Source organism: Collimonas arenae, assembly GCF_001584165.1.
Classification (GTDB): domain Bacteria; phylum Pseudomonadota; class Gammaproteobacteria; order Burkholderiales; family Burkholderiaceae_D; genus Collimonas; species Collimonas arenae.
Genome location: NZ_CP013233.1, coordinates 3,795,925 through 3,814,463 on the forward strand (window position 1 = coordinate 3,795,925; position 18,539 = coordinate 3,814,463).

Annotated in this window: 12 protein-coding genes, 1 tRNA gene and 3 pseudogenes; 10 read left to right on the forward strand and 6 right to left on the reverse strand. The window is 58.3% G+C overall.

The genetic code is table 11. The features are described 5' to 3' along the window. Positions 1–834 precede the first annotated feature (834 nt). The 6 genes and pseudogenes from CAter10_RS17415 to CAter10_RS17440 all read left to right on the forward strand — a co-directional run bounded on the left by CAter10_RS17415 (position 835) and on the right by CAter10_RS17440 (position 4,789). Positions 835–908 (forward strand) — tRNA-Gly (locus CAter10_RS17415). Between the two features lie 141 nt (positions 909–1,049). Beyond that, on the forward strand, positions 1,050–1,757 hold the full coding sequence (trmB, locus tag CAter10_RS17420; RefSeq protein WP_061534407.1) for a tRNA (guanosine(46)-N7)-methyltransferase TrmB: 708 nt from the start codon (positions 1,050–1,052) through the stop codon (positions 1,755–1,757). Between the two features lie 117 nt (positions 1,758–1,874). After that, the gene (locus tag CAter10_RS17425; protein WP_128083126.1) at positions 1,875–2,396 is read left to right on the forward strand and encodes a hypothetical protein; all 522 of its coding nucleotides are present in this window, start codon (positions 1,875–1,877) and stop codon (positions 2,394–2,396) included. 105 nt (positions 2,397–2,501) lie between these two features. Continuing rightward, positions 2,502–3,485 carry a thiamine-phosphate kinase gene (gene thiL / locus CAter10_RS17430; RefSeq protein ID WP_061534409.1) on the forward strand — a complete coding sequence of 328 codons (984 nt, stop codon included), beginning with the start codon at positions 2,502–2,504 and terminating at the stop codon, positions 3,483–3,485. Then, positions 3,482–4,005: pseudogene (locus CAter10_RS17435) on the forward strand (phosphatidylglycerophosphatase A family protein). Before thiL ends, CAter10_RS17435 begins: the two are co-directional and overlap by 4 nt. A 274-nt stretch (positions 4,006–4,279) precedes the next feature. Then, positions 4,280–4,789, forward strand: coding sequence for a CinA family protein (locus CAter10_RS17440; RefSeq protein WP_061534410.1), 510 nt, complete (start codon positions 4,280–4,282; stop codon positions 4,787–4,789). A 40-nt stretch (positions 4,790–4,829) separates the two neighbouring features. On the opposite strand, the gene pyrF is transcribed toward CAter10_RS17440, so the two are convergent. Beyond that, the gene (pyrF, locus tag CAter10_RS17445) at positions 4,830–5,657 is read right to left on the reverse strand and encodes an orotidine-5'-phosphate decarboxylase (RefSeq protein ID WP_061534411.1); all 828 of its coding nucleotides are present in this window, start codon (positions 5,655–5,657) and stop codon (positions 4,830–4,832) included. A gap of 141 nt (positions 5,658–5,798) precedes the next feature. Between pyrF and CAter10_RS17450 the strand changes: the two genes are divergently transcribed. The 3 genes from CAter10_RS17450 to CAter10_RS23165 all read left to right on the forward strand — a co-directional run bounded on the left by CAter10_RS17450 (position 5,799) and on the right by CAter10_RS23165 (position 7,774). Further along, a complete protein-coding gene (locus tag CAter10_RS17450; RefSeq protein ID WP_061534412.1) occupies positions 5,799–6,398 on the forward strand; it encodes a LemA family protein in 600 nt (199 codons plus the stop codon). Next, complete coding sequence (locus tag CAter10_RS17455; protein ID WP_335340165.1) at positions 6,398–7,156, forward strand: TPM domain-containing protein; 759 nt, start codon at positions 6,398–6,400, stop codon at positions 7,154–7,156. The genes CAter10_RS17450 and CAter10_RS17455 overlap by 1 nt, the downstream gene beginning before the upstream one ends. A 114-nt stretch (positions 7,157–7,270) precedes the next feature. Then, complete coding sequence (locus CAter10_RS23165) at positions 7,271–7,774, forward strand: TPM domain-containing protein (RefSeq protein WP_061534413.1); 504 nt, start codon at positions 7,271–7,273, stop codon at positions 7,772–7,774. Between the two features lie 85 nt (positions 7,775–7,859). On the opposite strand, the gene dacB is transcribed toward CAter10_RS23165, so the two are convergent. Together dacB and CAter10_RS17470 are read right to left on the reverse strand one after the other, a co-directional pair. Beyond that, entirely contained in the window at positions 7,860–9,284 is a 1,425-nt protein-coding gene (dacB, locus tag CAter10_RS17465) for a D-alanyl-D-alanine carboxypeptidase/D-alanyl-D-alanine endopeptidase (RefSeq protein ID WP_061534414.1), read from the reverse strand. Between the two features lie 197 nt (positions 9,285–9,481). Further along, positions 9,482–9,664 (reverse strand): hypothetical protein, encoded by a 183-nt coding sequence (locus CAter10_RS17470; protein WP_061534415.1) that lies wholly within the window; start codon positions 9,662–9,664, stop codon positions 9,482–9,484. 748 nt (positions 9,665–10,412) lie between these two features. On the opposite strand from CAter10_RS17470, the gene mgtA reads away from it, so the two are divergent. Continuing rightward, positions 10,413–13,175 (forward strand): magnesium-translocating P-type ATPase, encoded by a 2,763-nt coding sequence (gene mgtA, locus CAter10_RS17475; RefSeq protein WP_061534416.1) that lies wholly within the window; start codon positions 10,413–10,415, stop codon positions 13,173–13,175. A gap of 113 nt (positions 13,176–13,288) precedes the next feature. Here the strand turns inward: mgtA and CAter10_RS17480 are convergent. From CAter10_RS17480 to CAter10_RS17490, 3 genes and pseudogenes are all read right to left on the reverse strand, one after another. Continuing rightward, positions 13,289–13,938: pseudogene (locus tag CAter10_RS17480) on the reverse strand (DUF1345 domain-containing protein). Between the two features lie 316 nt (positions 13,939–14,254). Continuing rightward, positions 14,255–17,313, reverse strand: a pseudogene (locus CAter10_RS17485) (efflux RND transporter permease subunit). Positions 17,314–17,326: 13 nt separating this feature from the next. Next, entirely contained in the window at positions 17,327–18,535 is a 1,209-nt protein-coding gene (locus CAter10_RS17490) for an efflux RND transporter periplasmic adaptor subunit (RefSeq protein WP_061534417.1), read from the reverse strand. Positions 18,536–18,539 lie beyond the last annotated feature (4 nt).

Below are 18,539 nucleotides of genomic sequence, written 5' to 3' on the forward strand. Positions count from 1 at the left end.
GTCTTGATCAAAGTCAGGTAGTCACGAACATCGTTGATAACCAGTCGGATGTCGCATCGGACATTGACACCGTACAGCGTCAATGTCGCCAGTCTCAAGATTTTATCGACACTATCATTGAGAAAATTATCGTCAAAAAACGTTTCCATTGATGAGCCTAGCTGTAGTGGTGGATCACAACAAAATGCATCCTAATGACCTACTCCCCCTCAGTCCATTTCTTCCCACACGGTTTAACAATTGTTAATAAATAAAATATCAAATGTGAAATAATGTGTGTATCCTGATACACAAACAGCCGCCACCAAGCGCCTTAAAACGATCTCACAGGCGGATGGTGCTCAGCAGCGAACCAATCAGATATCAATCAAAATAGCGCTAGGCAGTTGGTAACATCTTTACCAATCCGCTACCAGATGCGTTGATTCGAGCAACCCGGCAACATGCGATGCATGACTGCCGACCTCTCCGAACTGCCGCGTTCCTACTCTCGAATCTGATCCCGTTCGGCACCATTACCGACATCGATCACGACATCCAGCGCATCGCACCACGCGCTACGTCGACGGCACCGTGATCCAGTACGACAGCGCACACCTTAAGCGCCACACTTCCGGACGGCGCTAGCGTCACCTTCGCCCCCCCCCCGCGGCAAAGTCGCCTCAAACGCGGCAGATACCGAATGCACTGGCAATCTGGTGGTACCAAGGATTTTGATCGTCAACGGCTTCGCAGCGCTGAACGCTGACATTTCAGTTTTTTGCGGAGCGTTCCGCAATTCCGATGAATTTAGACTATCAGAGACAACTAAATTTAGTTTAAAATCAAGGTCTTGCGGGTGTAGTTCAATGGTAGAACGAAAGCTTCCCAAGCTTTAGACGAGGGTTCGATCCCCTCTACCCGCTCCAGACCAGCGTTGGCACCTGCTATTCGAGGTGCCATTTGTATTTTTGAGGCGTGCAATTGTCTGGCGTTACAATGACGCTGTATTGCTGCAGTACCTTGCGAGCATTCCTGCGTTTGCCTCACCCTAACTTTCTCTATCCAGCATGTCAGAAAACAAATCCGGCAAACCACTTTTTTACGATCCGACCGAGCATCGGATTCGCAGCTTTGTCACGCGCGCCGGGCGGTTGTCGACGGCGCAGGCGCGGGCAATTGAGGAACTGGGGCCGCGTTTTTGTGTTCCTTATGACAAGGCAGTGGTTGATCTCGACCAGGTTTTCGGGCGCAGCGCGCCGACTGTCCTGGAGATTGGCTTCGGCATGGGCGAGACTTCGGCGAAAATTGCTGCCGGCATGCCGGAAAAGAATTTCCTTGGGGTTGAGGTACATACGCCTGGCGTCGGCAGTTTGCTGAAACTGATCGGCGAACAACAGCTGGAAAACTTGCGGTTGATCCAGCACGATGCGGTGGAAGTACTGACCAACATGATTGCGCCAGGCTCGCTGGCCGGCGCCCATGTGTTTTTTCCTGATCCTTGGCACAAGGCGCGTCACAACAAGCGGCGCCTGATCCAGGGGCCGTTGGTGAGTTTGCTGGCATCGCGCATTGCGCCGGGCGGCTATCTGCATTGCGCAACCGACTGGCAGGAGTATGCTGAACAAATGCTGGACGTATTGAGCGCCGAGCCGTTGCTGAAAAATACCGCTGAAACCTATGCGGAGCGGCCCGATTATCGCCCCGTGACCAAGTTCGAGAATCGCGGCCTGCGTCTTGGACATGGCGTATGGGATTTGGTATTTACACGCGTTTGATCTGATGGCCGGCGCTGTTTTTTTACGGCGCGACGTCAGGCAAACGTCTTCTGATAGAAGGTCTGCGGTATGTTGAACATTCGATTTTTTTCCGGTATCGACAACAGATTCGCCAAAATGACGGCATTGATACCGCTATTAGCCCTGTTTCAATTTCCGCTGGCGCAGGCGGGAGAACAGGCGACAGCGCTGCCGCCTGGCACGATAACAGTAGAAGACACACACTATGCGCCGGCCCCTCCCGGCACCAAGGTGCCGCAGATGCCGGTTGCTGCTCACCGGCCGTCGGCTGAGGACATGGTCGATGCCGCGAAACGCAATGTCGGACAGATAGACCGCGACCTGCGCAAGGATGCACCGCCCGCAGGTGAGTCGGCTCCGGCGGCGACAACGCCGCCAAACCGCCAGGAAATACTGGAAAAGGCGCTGGCCGGGCCGGTCGCGCCGAAAGACTCACCTAGGCCTGGTGAAACCACCATGGAAGACATCACGCGGCCGGACGGCCAGCGGGTAACGAAAGTGACGGGGCCGAACGGCACGTATTGCGTGACACAGATTTCGGTCGGCAACACCAAGGGCGAGGATATCATCCAGCGCGGCGCCGTTTCGCGCACCACCAGTTGCGGCTCGCCGTTCTGACGGCGCTTGCGACAGCGTAATCTTGCGGCACGAACAATTCAGCAATTCGGTTGTAAATCGACTGAAAATCGGCTGAAAACGCCCGTCATTCGGTACAATCTGTAGATGTTGTCCGAATTCGACCTAATCTCCCGCTACTTCACTCGCCCGGCGCGCAGCTATATTGCGCAGATTGCCCTCGGCGTTGGTGATGACTGCGCATTGCTGACACCCGCTGCCGGCACCCAAATCGCCATCTCCACCGATATGCTGGTGGAAGGACGGCATTTCTTTCCCGACGCAGAACCGTTCACGCTGGGCCACAAGTGCTTGGCGGTTAACCTGTCCGACCTGGCGGCAATGGGTGCGCGGCCGCTGGCGTTTACCTTGGCGCTAGCGCTGCCTGCCGCCCGCGAAGAGTGGCTGGGGCCGTTTTCCGCCGGTTTGCTGGCCTTGGCCGATTCGCATCATTGCGAACTGATCGGCGGCGATACCACCAAAGGCCCGCTGAATATCTGCATCACGGTATTCGGCGAAACCTTGCCGGGCCAGGCATTGCGCCGCGATGCTGCGCAAGCCGGCGACGACATCTGGGTCTCCGGTACGCTGGGCGATGCGCGGCTGGCGCTGGCGGGTTACCGCAACGAATTGACCGATCAACTGGTAATGGATGCCGAGCAGCATGCGCTGGCGGCAACGCGCATGCACCAGCCGACGCCGCGCGTTGCATTGGGCATTGCATTGCGCGGGATCGCGCGGGCGGCAATCGATATTTCCGATGGCTTGATCGGCGACCTCGGCCATATCCTGGCGCGCTCCGGCGTCGGCGCCACGCTGGCGGTCGACAGCTTGCCAGCAGGCCCGGTCCTGACGCAACAAACCCAGGCGATCCGCCGCCACTTCACATTGGCCGGCGGCGACGACTATGAACTGTGTTTCACCGCCCCCGCTGACCGCCGCGACGCCGTGTTCGCCGCAGGCCAGGCAGCGGCTACCGCCGTGACCCGTATTGGCAGCATTGATGCCGCCAGCGGCTTGCGCCTGCACGATGCCGACGGCGCCGTGCTGAACCTGCAACTTACTTCCTTCGACCATTTTCGCTCCACATGACCACACCGGAAAACAGCACCGCTCCCCGTCCAATCAAGGCCACTGGCCGTTTCATGCTGGCACACCCGGCACACATCATTGCGCAAGGTTTTGGCAGTGGTTTATCGCCAGTGATGCCGGGTACCTTCGGGACCTTGTTTGCGTGGCTGTCGTACGTGGTGATGACCACGCGCTGGCCGGAGATTTTCACGCCGCTGAACTGGCTGGTGATCACCGCCGCCGGTTTCGTGGTCGGCGTCTGGACTTGCCAGGTCACCGGCCGCCACCTACGCGCCCCGATCACGGCAGCATGGTGTGGGATGAAATCATTGCGTTCTGGCTGGTGCTGGTGCTGGTGACGCCGGCCACCCTGTCGTCACAGTTCGCAGCGTTCCTGGTGTTCCGCTTTTTCGACATGGTCAAGCCACCGCCGATTTCTTATTTCGACCGCCATCTCAAAGGTGGCTTCGGCGTGATGTGGGATGACATTGTGGCAGCGTTTTATACGCTGTTGGCACTGGCATTGTGGCGGGCTATTTAACAAGGGTACAAGGCATCAATGTGCCTCATCTAAGCTGTCATAGCCCTGATATTGCCGCGACACCCCCAGTTCACCCCCGTCATTCCCGCGAACGCGGGAATCCATTGTCACGACTTCACTCCGCAACGTGGATCCCCGCGTTCGCGGAGATGAAGAAGCCATGACTGAGACTGCTCGCGTAGCGTGACACAAATGTTTGTCGACCACACCGATTGCATCTACCCACGACAAGTGGCAGTATGTATCGAACCGGGCGGACAAGAGGAGTTGAGACATGAACACGAACAACGTGGTTGAGGACAACACCGAACAAATCATCGATCTCGCAGGACAGGTCGGGCGCGCCTTGCAAGCCAAGGGCTGGTTCCTGTCGACAGCGGAATCCTGCACCGGCGGCGGCATATCGCAGGCCATCACCGAAATCGCCGGTTCATCGGAATGGTTTGATTGCGGCTTCGTGACCTACTCGAACGCCTCCAAGACGGAATTGCTGGATATCCCGGAAGCCGAGATCGCCCAACATGGCACGGTGAGCGAGGAAATCGCCGCGGCGATGGCTGAAGGCGCGCTAGCCAACAGCAATGCCGACGTCACCGTCTCCACCACCGGCATCGCCGGACCTGGCGGCGCAGTTCCGGGCAAACCGGTCGGCACCGTTTGCTTCGGCTGGTCAGTGGGGCATCGCACGCATACCGAGCGGCTGGTGTTTTCAGGTGATCGCCGTGCGGTGCGGGAGCAGACCGTGATTCACGCGCTGCAAGGCTTGTTGCGCTTCCTGAAGTAAGTCGGCTTCGATCCATTGAACGAAGCCGATCTGTTCTGACTTAACTCCGGAAACAATTGATCGCGTCGCGCGTTTCGCGTGCTACGCGGCCTGCTGCCTGGGCAAAATCTTCTCCGGCGGCCTGGTCCGGCTTGGCATACAGGATCGCTCGCGACGAATTGATCATCATGCCTTGGCCGCTGGCAGTCTTGCCGGCATTCACGGTGGCCTGGATATCGCCGCCCTGAGCACCGACGCCCGGCACCAGCAACGGCATATCGCCGATGATGCTGCGCACTTGCGCCAGTTCCTGCGGGAAGGTCGCCCCCACCACCAGGCCGCACTGGCCGTTTGTGTTCCATTTTTCAGCCACCAGACGCGCCACGTGCTGATACAGCGGCACACCGTCGACCGTCAAAAATTGCAGGTCGGAGCCACCGGCATTGGAGGTACGGCACAGTACGATGGCCCCGCGGTCCTTCCACTCCAGGTAAGGTGCGACCGAATCGAAACCCATGTAAGGACTCACCGTTACCGCATCGGCACCGTAGCGCTCGAACGCCTCACGCGCATACTGCTCGGCGGTTGCGCCGATATCGCCGCGTTTGGCGTCCATCACGATCGGGATGTGCGGATAGTTAGTACGCAAATATTCGCAGATGGCCTCAAGCTGGTCTTCCGCGCGTATTGCCGAAAAATAGGCGATTTGCGGCTTGAAAGAGCAGGCTGTATCGGCAGTCGCATCTATAATTGCCTTGCAGAAATCAAAGATGGCATGCGATTTCTGCTGCAGATGTGATGGAAATTTGGCAATATCCGGGTCCAGCCCTACGCACAGCAGGGAGTTGTTGGCGCTCCAGGCGGCGGATAATTTTTCGATGAAAGTCACGATGAAGCCTCAATAATGCGAACCCCGCATTGTAATTCCAAAATCGGCCCCGATTGACTGTCGGCCGGGTATTTAACACTTGAGCAGCTATCAATAGTTTGCTAACGTGCATCACACTTGTTTCTTTTTCAGGGATCCCGAATGAAAACTTTCTTCAAATGGCTGGCAATTGCCTTTCTCGCATCCTTGCTCAGCGCGTGCGGCTATAACGATTTCCAAACCAAGGACGAAGCTGTCAAGGCGGCTTGGGGCGAAGTCGTCAACCAATATCAAGGGCGCGCCGACCTGGTGCCGAAAATTGCCCAGATCGTCAAGGCTTATGCCACTCATGAAGAAGCAACCTTCGAAGCGGTGACCAAGGCGCGCTCGGCAGCAACCAGCTTCCAGATCACGCCGGAAGTGCTGAACGATCCGGCTGCATTCGAGAAATTCCAGCAGGTGCAGGGGCAGCTGTCTTCCGCCCTGTCGCGACTGATGGCCGTCTCCGAAAATTATCCGCAGTTGAAGGCAGACGGCTTGTACCGCGATGCCCAATCGCAGCTGGAAGGCATCGAGAACCGCATCAAGGTGGCGCGTAACCGCTATATCGTCGCCGTGCAGGACTACAACGTACTGGCGCGCAGCTTCCCAACCAACCTGACCGCGATGGCGATGGGTTACAAGGTCAAGCCTTCCTTCACGGTAGATAACGAAAAAGCGATCTCGACATCGCCTGATGTCGATTTCGGCGGCAAAAAATAATGTCCTCCAGCACGATGCCTGCTTTGGCGCGTTTATCCCATTTGTCCCGCCTGGCGTTGGCCTGCTGGCTTGCGCTGCTGGCGGTACTAGCCCTACCCGTCTTGGCCCAAACCATGGCGCAGCAGGTGCCGGTGCCGCCGTTGCAATCACATGTCACCGATCTGGTCGGCATGCTGCAGCCGGATCAGCGCGCTACGCTGGATAACGTGCTGAGCCAGTACGAAGAGCGGACCGGCAGTCAGATTGCGGTCCTGCTGCTGAGCAAGACCGAGCCGGAAGGTATCGAAGATTATGCAGTGCGGGTCGCCGATGCCTGGAAGCTGGGCCGCAAGGGTATCGACGACGGCGTCATCCTGCTGGTCGCCAAGGATAATCCGAAAGCGCTGCGGCGCATGATGATCCTGACCGGGCGCGGCGTGCAGGGTTCGCTAACCGATGCGCAATCGAAGCGCATCCTGCAGGACATCATCGCGCCCTACTTCGTCAAGAATGATTATTACGGCGGCTTGACCGCTGGTGTCTCGGCCATCATGCCGCTGCTCGACAGCGAGCATTTTGCCGCACCGACGCACAAGGCGGCGCAACAGCAGGAACCCACATCCGATCTGCTGGGCACGCTGGCGCCGTTGCTGTTCTTCGGCTTCATCATCCTGATCACGGTCATTTCGCGCGCACGCGGCGCTAGCGGTAATTCGGCCGCGCGCTCAACAGCAATGTCTGGGGCAACGCGGCCGGCGTCATCATCGGCAGCATCCTGAGCCAGGGCGGGCGTGGCGGCGGTGGTGGTTTTGGTGGCGGAGGATTCGGCGGCGGTGGTGGTTTTTCCGGTGGCGGCGGTGGATTTGACGGCGGCGGCGCCTCGGGGACTGGTAATGGCATCGACTCTACAACGCTTCTGGCGCCACCTGACGACAACCCGCGGCAGCGCGCAACGCGCCTTCCCGGCTGCGACACTGAAGGCGATCCAACACAAGATTGCCGAAGGCGAAATCACGCACCGAGCCGAAGTCAAGATGATTGTTGAAGGCTCGCTGAGCCTGCCGGCGGTGCTGAACGGCGTCACGTCGCGCAACCGTGCGCATGAACTGTTTGCCCACTATCGGATTTGGGATACAGAAGAAAATGTCGGCGTGTTGCTGTATGTCAATCTGGCCGACCACAAGGTCGAGATCGTGGTCGATCGCGCAGTTGGCCGTGCAATCAAGAGCGCCGAATGGCAAGCCGTATGCAAAACCATGACCAAGGAATTCGCCAGCGGCGCCTTCCATGACAGCACCCTGGCGGCGCTGGAACAAATGAACGGTTACCTCACCCAGCACTTTCCGGACCAAGGCCGAAAAAAGAACGAGCTGTCGGACAAACCGCTAGTCCTGTAATTACCCTCAATTAAATCGACTCTGACCCCAATAAAATATTTGGGGTCAGAGTCGATTTATTTCCGGCGCAGTTCATCCGCGCATCTCAGCCGTTTTCATATACCCACTGCAACAACCCATCCTGCGCCGCCTGACCCCTGGCCGCGTTGGGGTCGTTGATCAGGCAGACCACCGCGTAGTACTTGCCCGATGCTGCCAGTACATAACCGGCAATCGCGCGCACATCGTTCAGGGTGCCGGTCTTGACGTGGGCCTGCCCGGCCACGCCCTGGTCTTTGAGGCGCTTGCGCATGGTGCCGTCGTAACCGACTAGCGGCATTGAGGAGACGAACTCCGGCATGGTCGGCGATTGGAAGGCGGCGGTCATCATGCGGCCCATGGTCTTGGCCGATACGCGCTCGTTGCGCGACAGGCCGGAGCCGTTCTCGATCACCAGGCCGGTAGCGTCGATGCCCTTGCCGGCCAGCCAGCTCTGGATCGCTCGCGCGCCGCGCTCCGGTGTCGCCGGCAGTTTGAGGATATCGGCGGCGATAGTCAGCAATACCTGGCGCGCCATCACGTTGTTGCTGTACTTGTTGATGTCGCGGATTACTTCCGGCAAGGTGACCGAACTCCATTCGGTCACCAGACGCGCGGTCGGTGGCACCACGCCGTTCTTGACGCTACCGCTGAAGCTGCCGCCAAGGTCGGTCCACATCTGGCGGAATACCGCACCGAAGTATTGGGTCGAACTCATCTTATAAGGATTGACGTACCAGGTTTTCTCACCGCAGGAGGCTGGCAGCGCACCGTTGAAGCTGGCGCCGTCGGCATCCACCGAGGCTTGGAGCTTGCCTTGCCAGTCGTCGCAGCCGCCCTTGCCGAGCCTTGGCGAAGTGACGGCGTAGCCGCTCATGGGCGGATCGATGACGACGCTGACCTGCCGCTTGTCCTGGTCCGGCATGAACTGGAACGTCAGCGTCTTGTAGTTCAGCAGCAAGGCGTCGGGACCAACGTTGTAAGGCTTCATCGGATCGCCGTCGAACTCGGACGGATCATAGGCATTCTGGTCAAACGTGCTGCGATCGAGCAACACGTTGCCACGGATGTCGCGAATGCCCTTGGCGCGGATCTGGCGCAGGAACAGCCAAAAATTCTCCAACACCAGCTTGGGATCGCCGTTGCCCTTGAAGATCAGGTCGCCCTGCAAGGTGCTGCCGATCTGGTTGCCATCGGCATAGGCCTGGGTTTTCCAGCGATAGGTCGGCCCCAGCAACTCCAGTGCCGCATCGGTGGTGAGCAACTTCATGGTCGAAGCCGGATTGAACGGTACACCGGCATTGGCCGAGGCCAGCACGCGGCCGTCGCCGTCGACTTCCTGCACATACACACCGACGCTTTGAGCGGAAATGCCGGCCTGCTGCAACGCCTTGCTGAACGGCGCTGGCAAGGAAGCCGACACATCCTGCGCCTGCGCATTAGCCAGAATGAAGGAGGACAAGACGACACTGAGCGCGTGGATTTTTTTCAAGTGGGCACCGGCGAAAAAGAAATGTTGCCGGGATTATCCCACGCGATCGCGCGATGCAAAGATGGAAGATGAAGATGCGCCTGAAAATGGCGCCGGAATATTTCGACTACAGCACGTCAACTACACGCCTGCTGCGCAGGCACCCCTCCCTGCGGGAAGCAACTCGGTGTCCCGCCCGGATGCAAGGCTGCTGCCGGTCAGAGGAGCGCCGGGATCGATTCCAGGATGATCAGCGCCAGCAAGGCGCCGCACACGGCGCCAATGGCGCGTAAACTACCCCGGACTACCTTTGATGCCACCGGCACTTCACCACACAAAACCAGCCCCGCAATGGCCATCGGCACGAAGAACAGCAGGTTGTGCATAATCAAGTTGACCACGATTGTCTCCTTGGAGCTTGCGGAAAACGCAACCGGCGCGTCTGCAGCAATCTCATTAACTTGCTATTTCAGTATAGGTTTCCGATGCTGGAAGACAAGCTAAAAGTAACCGAATGACAATGAAAAACATGGCCGATAAAACAACAAAAAAGCCGCGCCGGAAAACCTGTTGCTGGCCTGCACAATACTTCTTGACCGCCATGCATGGCGCGGCTACTATCCACCAGTCTAAATTTTATGGAGTCCCTTTAATGGGCACTTGTTCGAGTGACAGTTGTTGCCAGACCCGTTCTGGCGCCGCCTCGGCAAGATAACGCAGGACTTCCCCTGCCGTCATCTCGCCATAGGCGAATGATGGTATCCCCCAGTGTTCGGCGTCCGTTTTTTGGCGTTCGTTTGCGAGCACTTCGTGTTCCACCACCTGATCTTGTTATACCAAGTTGCGCGGCCGCATCGTTTGTTGTGCCTGTCGCCGGCTTGGTGAAACCTGTTCCGACTGCGGCTTTGCGGCTGCGGATGGACTAGTCGAATAGTGCTCCGTTGCCAGGACTCCTGAATCGGGACTCTTGATGTTGTCATCAAGATGTCACCGATCGACTTTACAGTCTGGGCCGCACTGGACGTTTTTTACTTTTGCGATACGCTTGTCATCCACATGGATTGCCAGTCGTTAACATAAAGTTAAAAGCACCCAGATGTACCCTGATCGACGACAGCCGACCGCATTGCATGAAAAAAGAAGAATTCCATGAATCTGAATATTCTCAAAGAAACATTCGTTAGCTTTGTTCACACGCATGGCATGGACCGCCACTTCCGTCGGCTTGCTCCCGACATGTTCCGCAGCACGCCGGTTACCAAAGAAGTGCCGCATACGCTGGCGGAAACCTTGTCAACAGCGGCGCACGTTGACATCAACGAGCTGTTCAAGACCTTACACAGTCGTGCCGATGGCCTGACCGAGGCGGAAGCGGACGACATCCGCGCCACGGTTGGTCCAAATGAGGTCGAGCACGAAAAGCCGATCTCCAAGTGGGTTCACTTGTGGCAATGTTACAAAAACCCGTTCAACCTGCTGCTGACTGTGCTGGCCACCGTGTCTTACCTGACGGAAGACATGAAAGCGACCATCGTCATCGGTTCGATGGTGGTACTGTCGACGCTGCTGCGCTTTGTTCAGGAATCGCGCTCCAACACCGCCGCCGATAAGCTCAAGGCGATGGTCAGCAATACCGCCACCGTGCTGCGCCACGATCTGGCCGAAGACATTGCCGAAGAAGCCCTGCGCTACTTCGACGTGACTCTGCATCCGAAGGGTGCGCGCCGCATCGAATTGCCGATCAAGAAATTGGTGCCGGGCGATATCGTCCAGCTATCCGCCGGCGACATGATCCCGGCCGACCTGCGCCTGCTGACCGCCAAGGACCTGTTTATCAGTCAGGCCGCCATGACCGGCGAATCGCTGCCAGTAGAAAAATTCGTGGTCCATCGCGGCGCTACCACCACCAACCCGCTAGAACTGGATAACCTGTGCTTCATGGGCACCAACGTGGTCAGCGGGTCCGCCACTGCCATTGTCGTTACCACCGGCAACCGCACCTACTTTGGCGCCTTGGCCGAACGCGTCACCGCCTCCGACCGTACGCCGACAGCATTCCAGTCCGGCGTCAACAAGGTTAGCTGGCTGCTGATCCGCTTCATGATGGTGATGACGCCGGTCGTGTTTTTCCTGAATGGCTTGACCAAGGGCGACTGGCTGGAAGCGTTCCTGTTTGCGATGTCGATTGCGGTTGGCCTGACACCGGAAATGCTGCCGATGATCGTTACCTCGACATTGGCCAAGGGCGCAGTCGCCCTGTCGCGCAAGAAGGTCATCGTCAAGCGTCTCGATGCGATCCAGAACTTCGGCGCGATGGACGTGCTGTGCACCGACAAGACAGGCACCCTGACCCAGGACAAGATTTTCCTGGAACGCCACACCGACATCCTCGGCGAACAAGACGACCTGGTGCTGGAATATGCCTATCTCAACAGCCACTATCAAACCGGCCTGAAAAACCTGCTCGATGTCGCCGTGCTGGAACACGCCGAACTGCAGCGCGAAATGGCGCTGGCTTCGGCTTATCGCAAGGTCGATGAAATCCCGTTCGATTTCCAGCGCCGCCGCATGTCGGTGGTGGTCAGCGAACGTGAAGACCATCACGAGCTGATCTGCAAAGGCGCGGTCGAGGAAATCGTGTCGGTTTGTACCCACGCCCGTCACAACGGCGAAGTGGTGCCGTTCACCAAGGAACTGCTGCAGGAAATCTACGAAACTACGTCCAGTCTGAATGCCGAAGGCTTGCGCGTGGTAGCGGTAGCGGCCAAGGATCTGCCGCCGACCAAGGAAGTGTATGGCGTCGCCGATGAAAGCGATCTGGTCCTGATCGGCTACATCGCCTTCCTTGATCCGCCAAAGGAATCCACCAAACCGGCGCTCGACGCACTGAAGGCGCACGGCATTACGGTCAAGATCCTGACCGGCGACAACGAACTGGTGACAGCCAAGATCTGCCGCCAGGTCGGCCTTGCCGTAGACGGCATGCTGCTCGGTAACGACGTCGAGAAAATGAGTGACGCCGACCTCGCGGTCGCAGTCGACACCACTACCGTATTCGCCAAACTCAGCCCGACCCACAAGGAACGCATCGTGCGTGTACTGCACGACAAGGGCCACGTGGTCGGCTTCATGGGCGATGGCATCAATGATGCGCCGGCGCTGCGCGCCGCCGATATCGGCATCTCGGTCGACACCGCAGTCGACATCGCCAAGGAAGCCGCCGACATCATCCTGCTGGAAAAGAGCTTGATGGTGCTGGAAGAAGGCGTGCTGGAAGGCCGCAAGACCTTCGCCAACATGCTGAAGTACATCAAGATGACAGCCAGTTCGAACTTCGGCAACGTGTTCTCGGTACTGGTGGCTAGCGCCTTCTTGCCGTTCTTGCCGATGCTGCCGTTGCATCTGTTGGTGCAGAACCTGCTGTACGATATCTCGCAGATCACGATTCCGTTCGATAACGTCGACAAGGAATTCCTGGAAAAACCGCAGCGCTGGAACGCCGGCGAAATCGGTCGTTTCATGGTGTTCTTCGGTCCGATCAGCTCGATTTTCGACATCACCACCTTCGCCCTGATGTGGTACATCTTCGGCGCCAATACGCCGGAACATCAAACCCTGTTCCAGTCCGGCTGGTTCATCGAAGGCCTGCTGTCGCAAACGCTGATCGTGCACATGATCCGCACCCGCAAGATTCCATTCTTCCAGAGCCGCGCGTCGTGGGCGCTGATGAGCATGACCATCATCATCATGCTGGTCGGGATTCTGCTGCCGATGTCGCCACTGGCGCACTACTTCAAGCTGCAGGCTTTGCCGCTGACCTACTTCCCATGGTTGCTGCTGATCCTGGTGGCGTATGCGGTGCTGACGCAGGCGATGAAGGGCTGGTATGCCCGCCGCTACGGCTGGCAGTAAGAACCGCTGCCAAAGGGTGCGGCGGAAGTGAGCATCTGAACCGGCACTTCCGTCGCCAACAAAAAAGCCAATCGATCGATTGGCTTTTTTACGTCCAGTCGCCGCGCAGAAATTTATCCGACCAGGCCGGCAGCGATATTGATCGACAAGCCCAGGATCGCCGAATTGAACAGGAAGGTCAGCACCGACTGCATCAGGACGATCTTGCGCATCGGCCGGGTCATGATGCTGATATCGGAGGTCTGTACGGCCACGGCCATCGTGAACGAAAAATACAGAAATCCCAGTAATCGGGATTGATCTCATCGTCGGGAAAACGTAGCGGCAGCTTGTCGATGCTGCAGGCATAGAACAGCCGCGCGTAATGCAATGCGAAGATGGTGCCAAGCAGGAACCACGAACCAAGCACAGTCATGCCGGTGAACAGATAGCGCAGTTCTTTTGGCCCCGGCAAGAAATCCTTCGCTTGCGTCAGTCCAAGCACCACGGCGCCGATGCTTGAGACTGCAGCAATGCAGATCAGGACCAGAATCATGGTGTCGTTCTCATCCTCCACCGCAGCGCGCAGTTTGACCTGAGCGCAACTGGCCCGGGTCATCATCCACCAGAGCATGGCCAGGTAGGACCATACGCCGGCGTTCCAGCCAACCAGGGCGCGGGTCAGATGGGAGCCGATGGGAATAACCGCCCAGGCTGCAAAGCCAATCGCCAGCGCGATCACCAGACGCGGGTGGGTGTGAAAAATCAGACGGCTTATGCGCATGGTTCGAATGTCCTTGGTTGAATGCGATATCGATTACGGCACGGCAGGCGGAAAAACCGCTGCATCGTTTTTTAAATCGATAGCATATTGCAACTATGGACTTTCGTGTTGCGCGATGACGTTGAGGGCGATAGCGGCGCGGCGCCGCGAGTTACCAAGCTGGATAACGAAAAATGGATTCCCGCGTTTGCGGGAATGACGCGTACCGAGACGGGCGCCCAAATCGTAGGGTAGATTTCTTCTCCCTATCGATTCTTGAAAATAAAAATGCCGTTCAGTCTTCACCGAACGGCATCATGACAAAGCGCGCTGTTACCTAGGACGGTTTTAGCTCGGACGCCGCAGGGTGAGCGGCCGCAGCGTGTTTCTTCCTGAACTTCTTGGATGTCCACACCAGCAAGTCATCCACATAGGTGAACACGACTGGAATCACCAGCAGGCTCAAGAAAGTGGATGTGACCAGTCCGCCAATCACGGCAATTGCCATCGGTCCGCGGAAGCTGCTATCGGCTCCCCAGCCAATCGCAATCGGCAGCATGCCGGCGCCCATCGCGATAGTGGTCATCACAATCGGCTGGGCGCGCTTGTGGCAGGCATCCATCAATGCATCGAAACGATTCAAGCCGTGATCGCGGCGAGCGACGATGGCGTATTCGACTAGCAGGATCGAATTCTTCACCGCAATTCCCATCAGCATCAACAAACCGATCAGCGACGGCATCGAGAACGAATTGTGCGTAATCAGCAAGGCTGCGAAAGCACCGCCGATCGACAGCGGTAATGCCGCCAGAATTGTCACCGGTTGCAGGAAGCCCTTGAACAGCAGCACCAGCACCATGTACACACACAGCACGCCAGTCAGCATCGCCAGGCCAAAGCCGGAGAACAGTTCTTTCATCACTTCGGCATCGCCCAGCTCGCCGCGCTTGACGTTGGGCGGCAAGTTCTTCAGGTTCGGTAACTGGTTGACCTTGGCCAGCACTTCGCCCAGCTCATGTCCGTTCAATTCGACGTGAATGATGACGCGGCGGTTGCGGTCAATGCGGTCGATGCGCGCCGGGCCGCTGTCGAAGCGAATGTCGGCGACCGAATTCAATGGGACATTGCCCTTCTTCCCTGGCACAGACAGGCGTTCCAGCACGCTGATGTCCTGGCGCGCGGATTCCGGCAGACGCACCCGGATCGGCACCTGGCGTTCCGGCAGATTCAGCTTGGCCAGCGACTGGTCGTAATCGCCGGCGGTTGCTACGCGCAAGGTTTCGCCGATTGCCGAGGCAGTTACGCCAAGATCGGCGGCTTTGGCAAAATTCGGGGTCACGATGATCTCCGGCCGCACCAGGCTGATACTGGAGATGATGTTACCCAGGCCGGGAATCGTACGAATTTCACGTTCCACCGCTTTGGTCACCGCGCTCAATGCCTGCGGATCGTCGCCTGACAGCAACAGTTGCAATTCTTCGCCGTTACCACCGGCGCCGACAGTCACCCGTACGCCCGGCAATTTGCCCAGCATTTCGCGCAGTTCGGTATCCACCTCGGTCTGGCTGCGTTTGCGCTCCGGACGATCTTTCAGCAGCACGGTCAATTTCGAACGTCGCGCTTCGTCGCCGCCGATAGCGCTATACACCTGTTCAACGTCCTTGTTTTGCATGATCAGACGCCGCGCCTCCTCGGAGCTGGCCTTGGTGTCGGCAAGCACACTACCTGGCGGCAGTTCCAGCGATACCTGCGTCTGGCCGCGGTCGCTTGGCGGAATGAAGCCGGTCGGCAGGAATGGGATCATGGCCAACGAGCCTGCAAAAAAGACTGCCGCCATCACCATGGTTTTGACGCGATGATGCAGGCACCAGGAAACGATGGCCAGATACCAGTTCATCAGGCGGCTGTCTTTCTGCGCATGGACGATAGGTTTCAGCAGATAAGCCGCCATCATCGGCGTCAGCAGACGCGCCACCACCAGCGATGCCGTCACGGCAATGGCCGCGGTCCAGCCGAACTGCTTGAAGTATTTGCCGACGATGCCGCTCATGAACGCAGTCGGCAGGAACACCGCCACCAGCGTAAAGGTGGTGGCAACCACCGCCAAGCCGATTTCATCCGCCGCTTCCAATGCTGCCTGATAGGCGGTTTTTCCCATGCGCAGGTGGCGCACGATGTTTTCGATTTCGACAATCGCATCGTCGACCAGGATGCCGATCACCAACGCCAGCGACAGCAAGGTCACGCCGTTGAGCGAAAAGCCGAGGTAATTCATCACCAGGAAGGTCGGGATGATGGACAAAGGCAGCGCCGCGGCGGCCACCAACGTGGCGCGCCAGTCGCGCAAGAACACCCAAACCACCAGCACCGCCAGCAATGCTCCCTCGTACAACAGTGACATCGAACCTTCGTAATTTTCCTGAACCGCATCGACGTTGTTGAACGCTTCCGCGATCTTGACGTGCTTCTCTTTTGCCGTCAGGTCGTCGATGGCCTTGCGCACCGCCTTGGCCACCGTGATTTCACTGGCGCCCTTGCTGCGCGTGATTTCAAAGCCGACGACCGGCTTGCCATCGAGCAGCGTCAGCGCAGTACGCTCGCCGATGCCGTCGGTCACCTTGGCGACCTGATCCAGGCGAATGATGTGACCATCCGGCAAAGCCATTTGCAAGGCGGCGATTTCAGCCACATTGCCCACCGTGCCGATGGTGCGGACCGACTGACGCGCACCGCTGATATCAGCCTTGCCACCTGGCGACTCCTGCTGCACGCGCTGCAGCTGGCGAGAAATATCCGCTGCCGAAACATTCAGCGCCGCCATCCGTTCCGGATCCAGTTCGACCAAGGCTTCACGGTTGACGCCGCCGACACGGGATATCCGTCCGACGCCAGGAACCGACAGCAAAGCCTTGGAAACAGTGTTGTCGACAAACCAGGACAACGCTTCTTCATCCAGTTGATCGGACTTGACCGTATAGGTGAGAATCGGTTGGCCCGAGGTGCTGGCCTTCGAATAGACCGGATCACGCACATCCACCGGCAAATCGCTGCGGATGCGGTTGACGGCATCGTGCACATCGTCCATTGCTTCCTGCAAATCCTTCTCAAGGCGGAATTCAATGGTGGTATCGACCACACCATCATTGATGGTGGTGTAGATGTGGCGGATATCGGTAATGGTAGCGACCGAATTTCAATCTTGCGGGCGACCTCGGTTTCCAGCTGCGACGGCGAAGCGCCCGGCAAGCTGGTGGTCACCGTGATGAACGGAAATTCGATATCCGGGGAATCCTGCACCATCATGCTTTTGAAACTCATCAGCCCCATGACGGTGAGCATGATGAACAGCAGGATGGCCGGAACCGGATGCTTGATCGAGAGAGCGGAAAAATTCATGGCCGGTCCTCGCTTACTTCATTGCCAGCGGCGCGGCATTCACCACGGCCGGCTTGGCTGCCGGTTTGACGACAGGCGCCGATACCGGTGTTGCCGTTGCAGAGGGCACCACGCTCACCGTATCGCCATCAGCCAGGAAGCCGGCACCTTGCGACACCAGCGTCATGTCCTTGGTAATGCTGCTGGCGCCGCTGGTGACTTCAATACGATCGCCGACGCGGCGGCCCAGGGTGATCTTGGTTTGCGTAACCTTGTCGTCCTTGCCCAACTGATAGACGTAACTGAAGCCATCGCGCATCACGACCGCACTCTGCGGCAGGGTCAGCGCCTCGGCATGTCCCAGCACAAACTCGCCAGTGCCAAACATGCCGGCATGGGCGTTGCCCGGCACCGGCAGATCGACATAGACCAGTGCATTACGGGTCACCGGATCGGCCGTCGGCGCAATCATGCGAACCTTGCCATCTACAGTGACACCATTGGTGACATGCAGTTTGACGGCCTGACCCGGTTTGATCTGCAACAGGTCGGTGGCATTCACTTCAGCACGCCACTCAAGGCGATTCTGACGAATCAGCCGGAACAACTCCTGACCTTGCGACGCCACCGCGCCAACTGTTGCCGTGCGCGACGAAATGACGCCATCGTCGGGTGCCACCACCTGCGTCTGACGCAAGCGGATCTCTTGCATGTCCAGGCTGGCCTGGGCCGATAGCAAGCGCGCCTTGGTGCTGCGTTCCGCAATCTCGTATTGCGTGGTCTGCTGCGCACTCAATGCGCCGCTGTTAGCCAGCGTATGGGCACGCTCGGCATTCGATTGCGCCTCCGCCAAGGCGGCCCGCGCCTCCTCCACTGCCGCTTTCTGCTGGGCCACTTGGGCTGCGACGCTTTCGCTGGTGAAGCGCGCCAGCACCTGGCCGCGCTTGACGACGTCGCCGACGTTGACGCGCACTTCCGCCAGCTGGATGCCGCCCAGTTCGCTGCCGACGATGGCTTCCTGCCAGGCGGCGACGCTGCCGTTTGCCGTGAACGACATCGGCCAGTCCGCACTTTGCGGCTTGGTGGTGGTAACCGTCAGCGAGGCCTTCGGTTTGGCGTCGGCACTTGCGGCACTCTTGTCCGTCGTCTTGGCGTGATTCGCCGTCGTGGCCCACAATCCGATCGCGCCCAACACAACGATGACGCCGACCGATGCTGTCTGTTTTAAAGATGGCTTTTTCATGAAA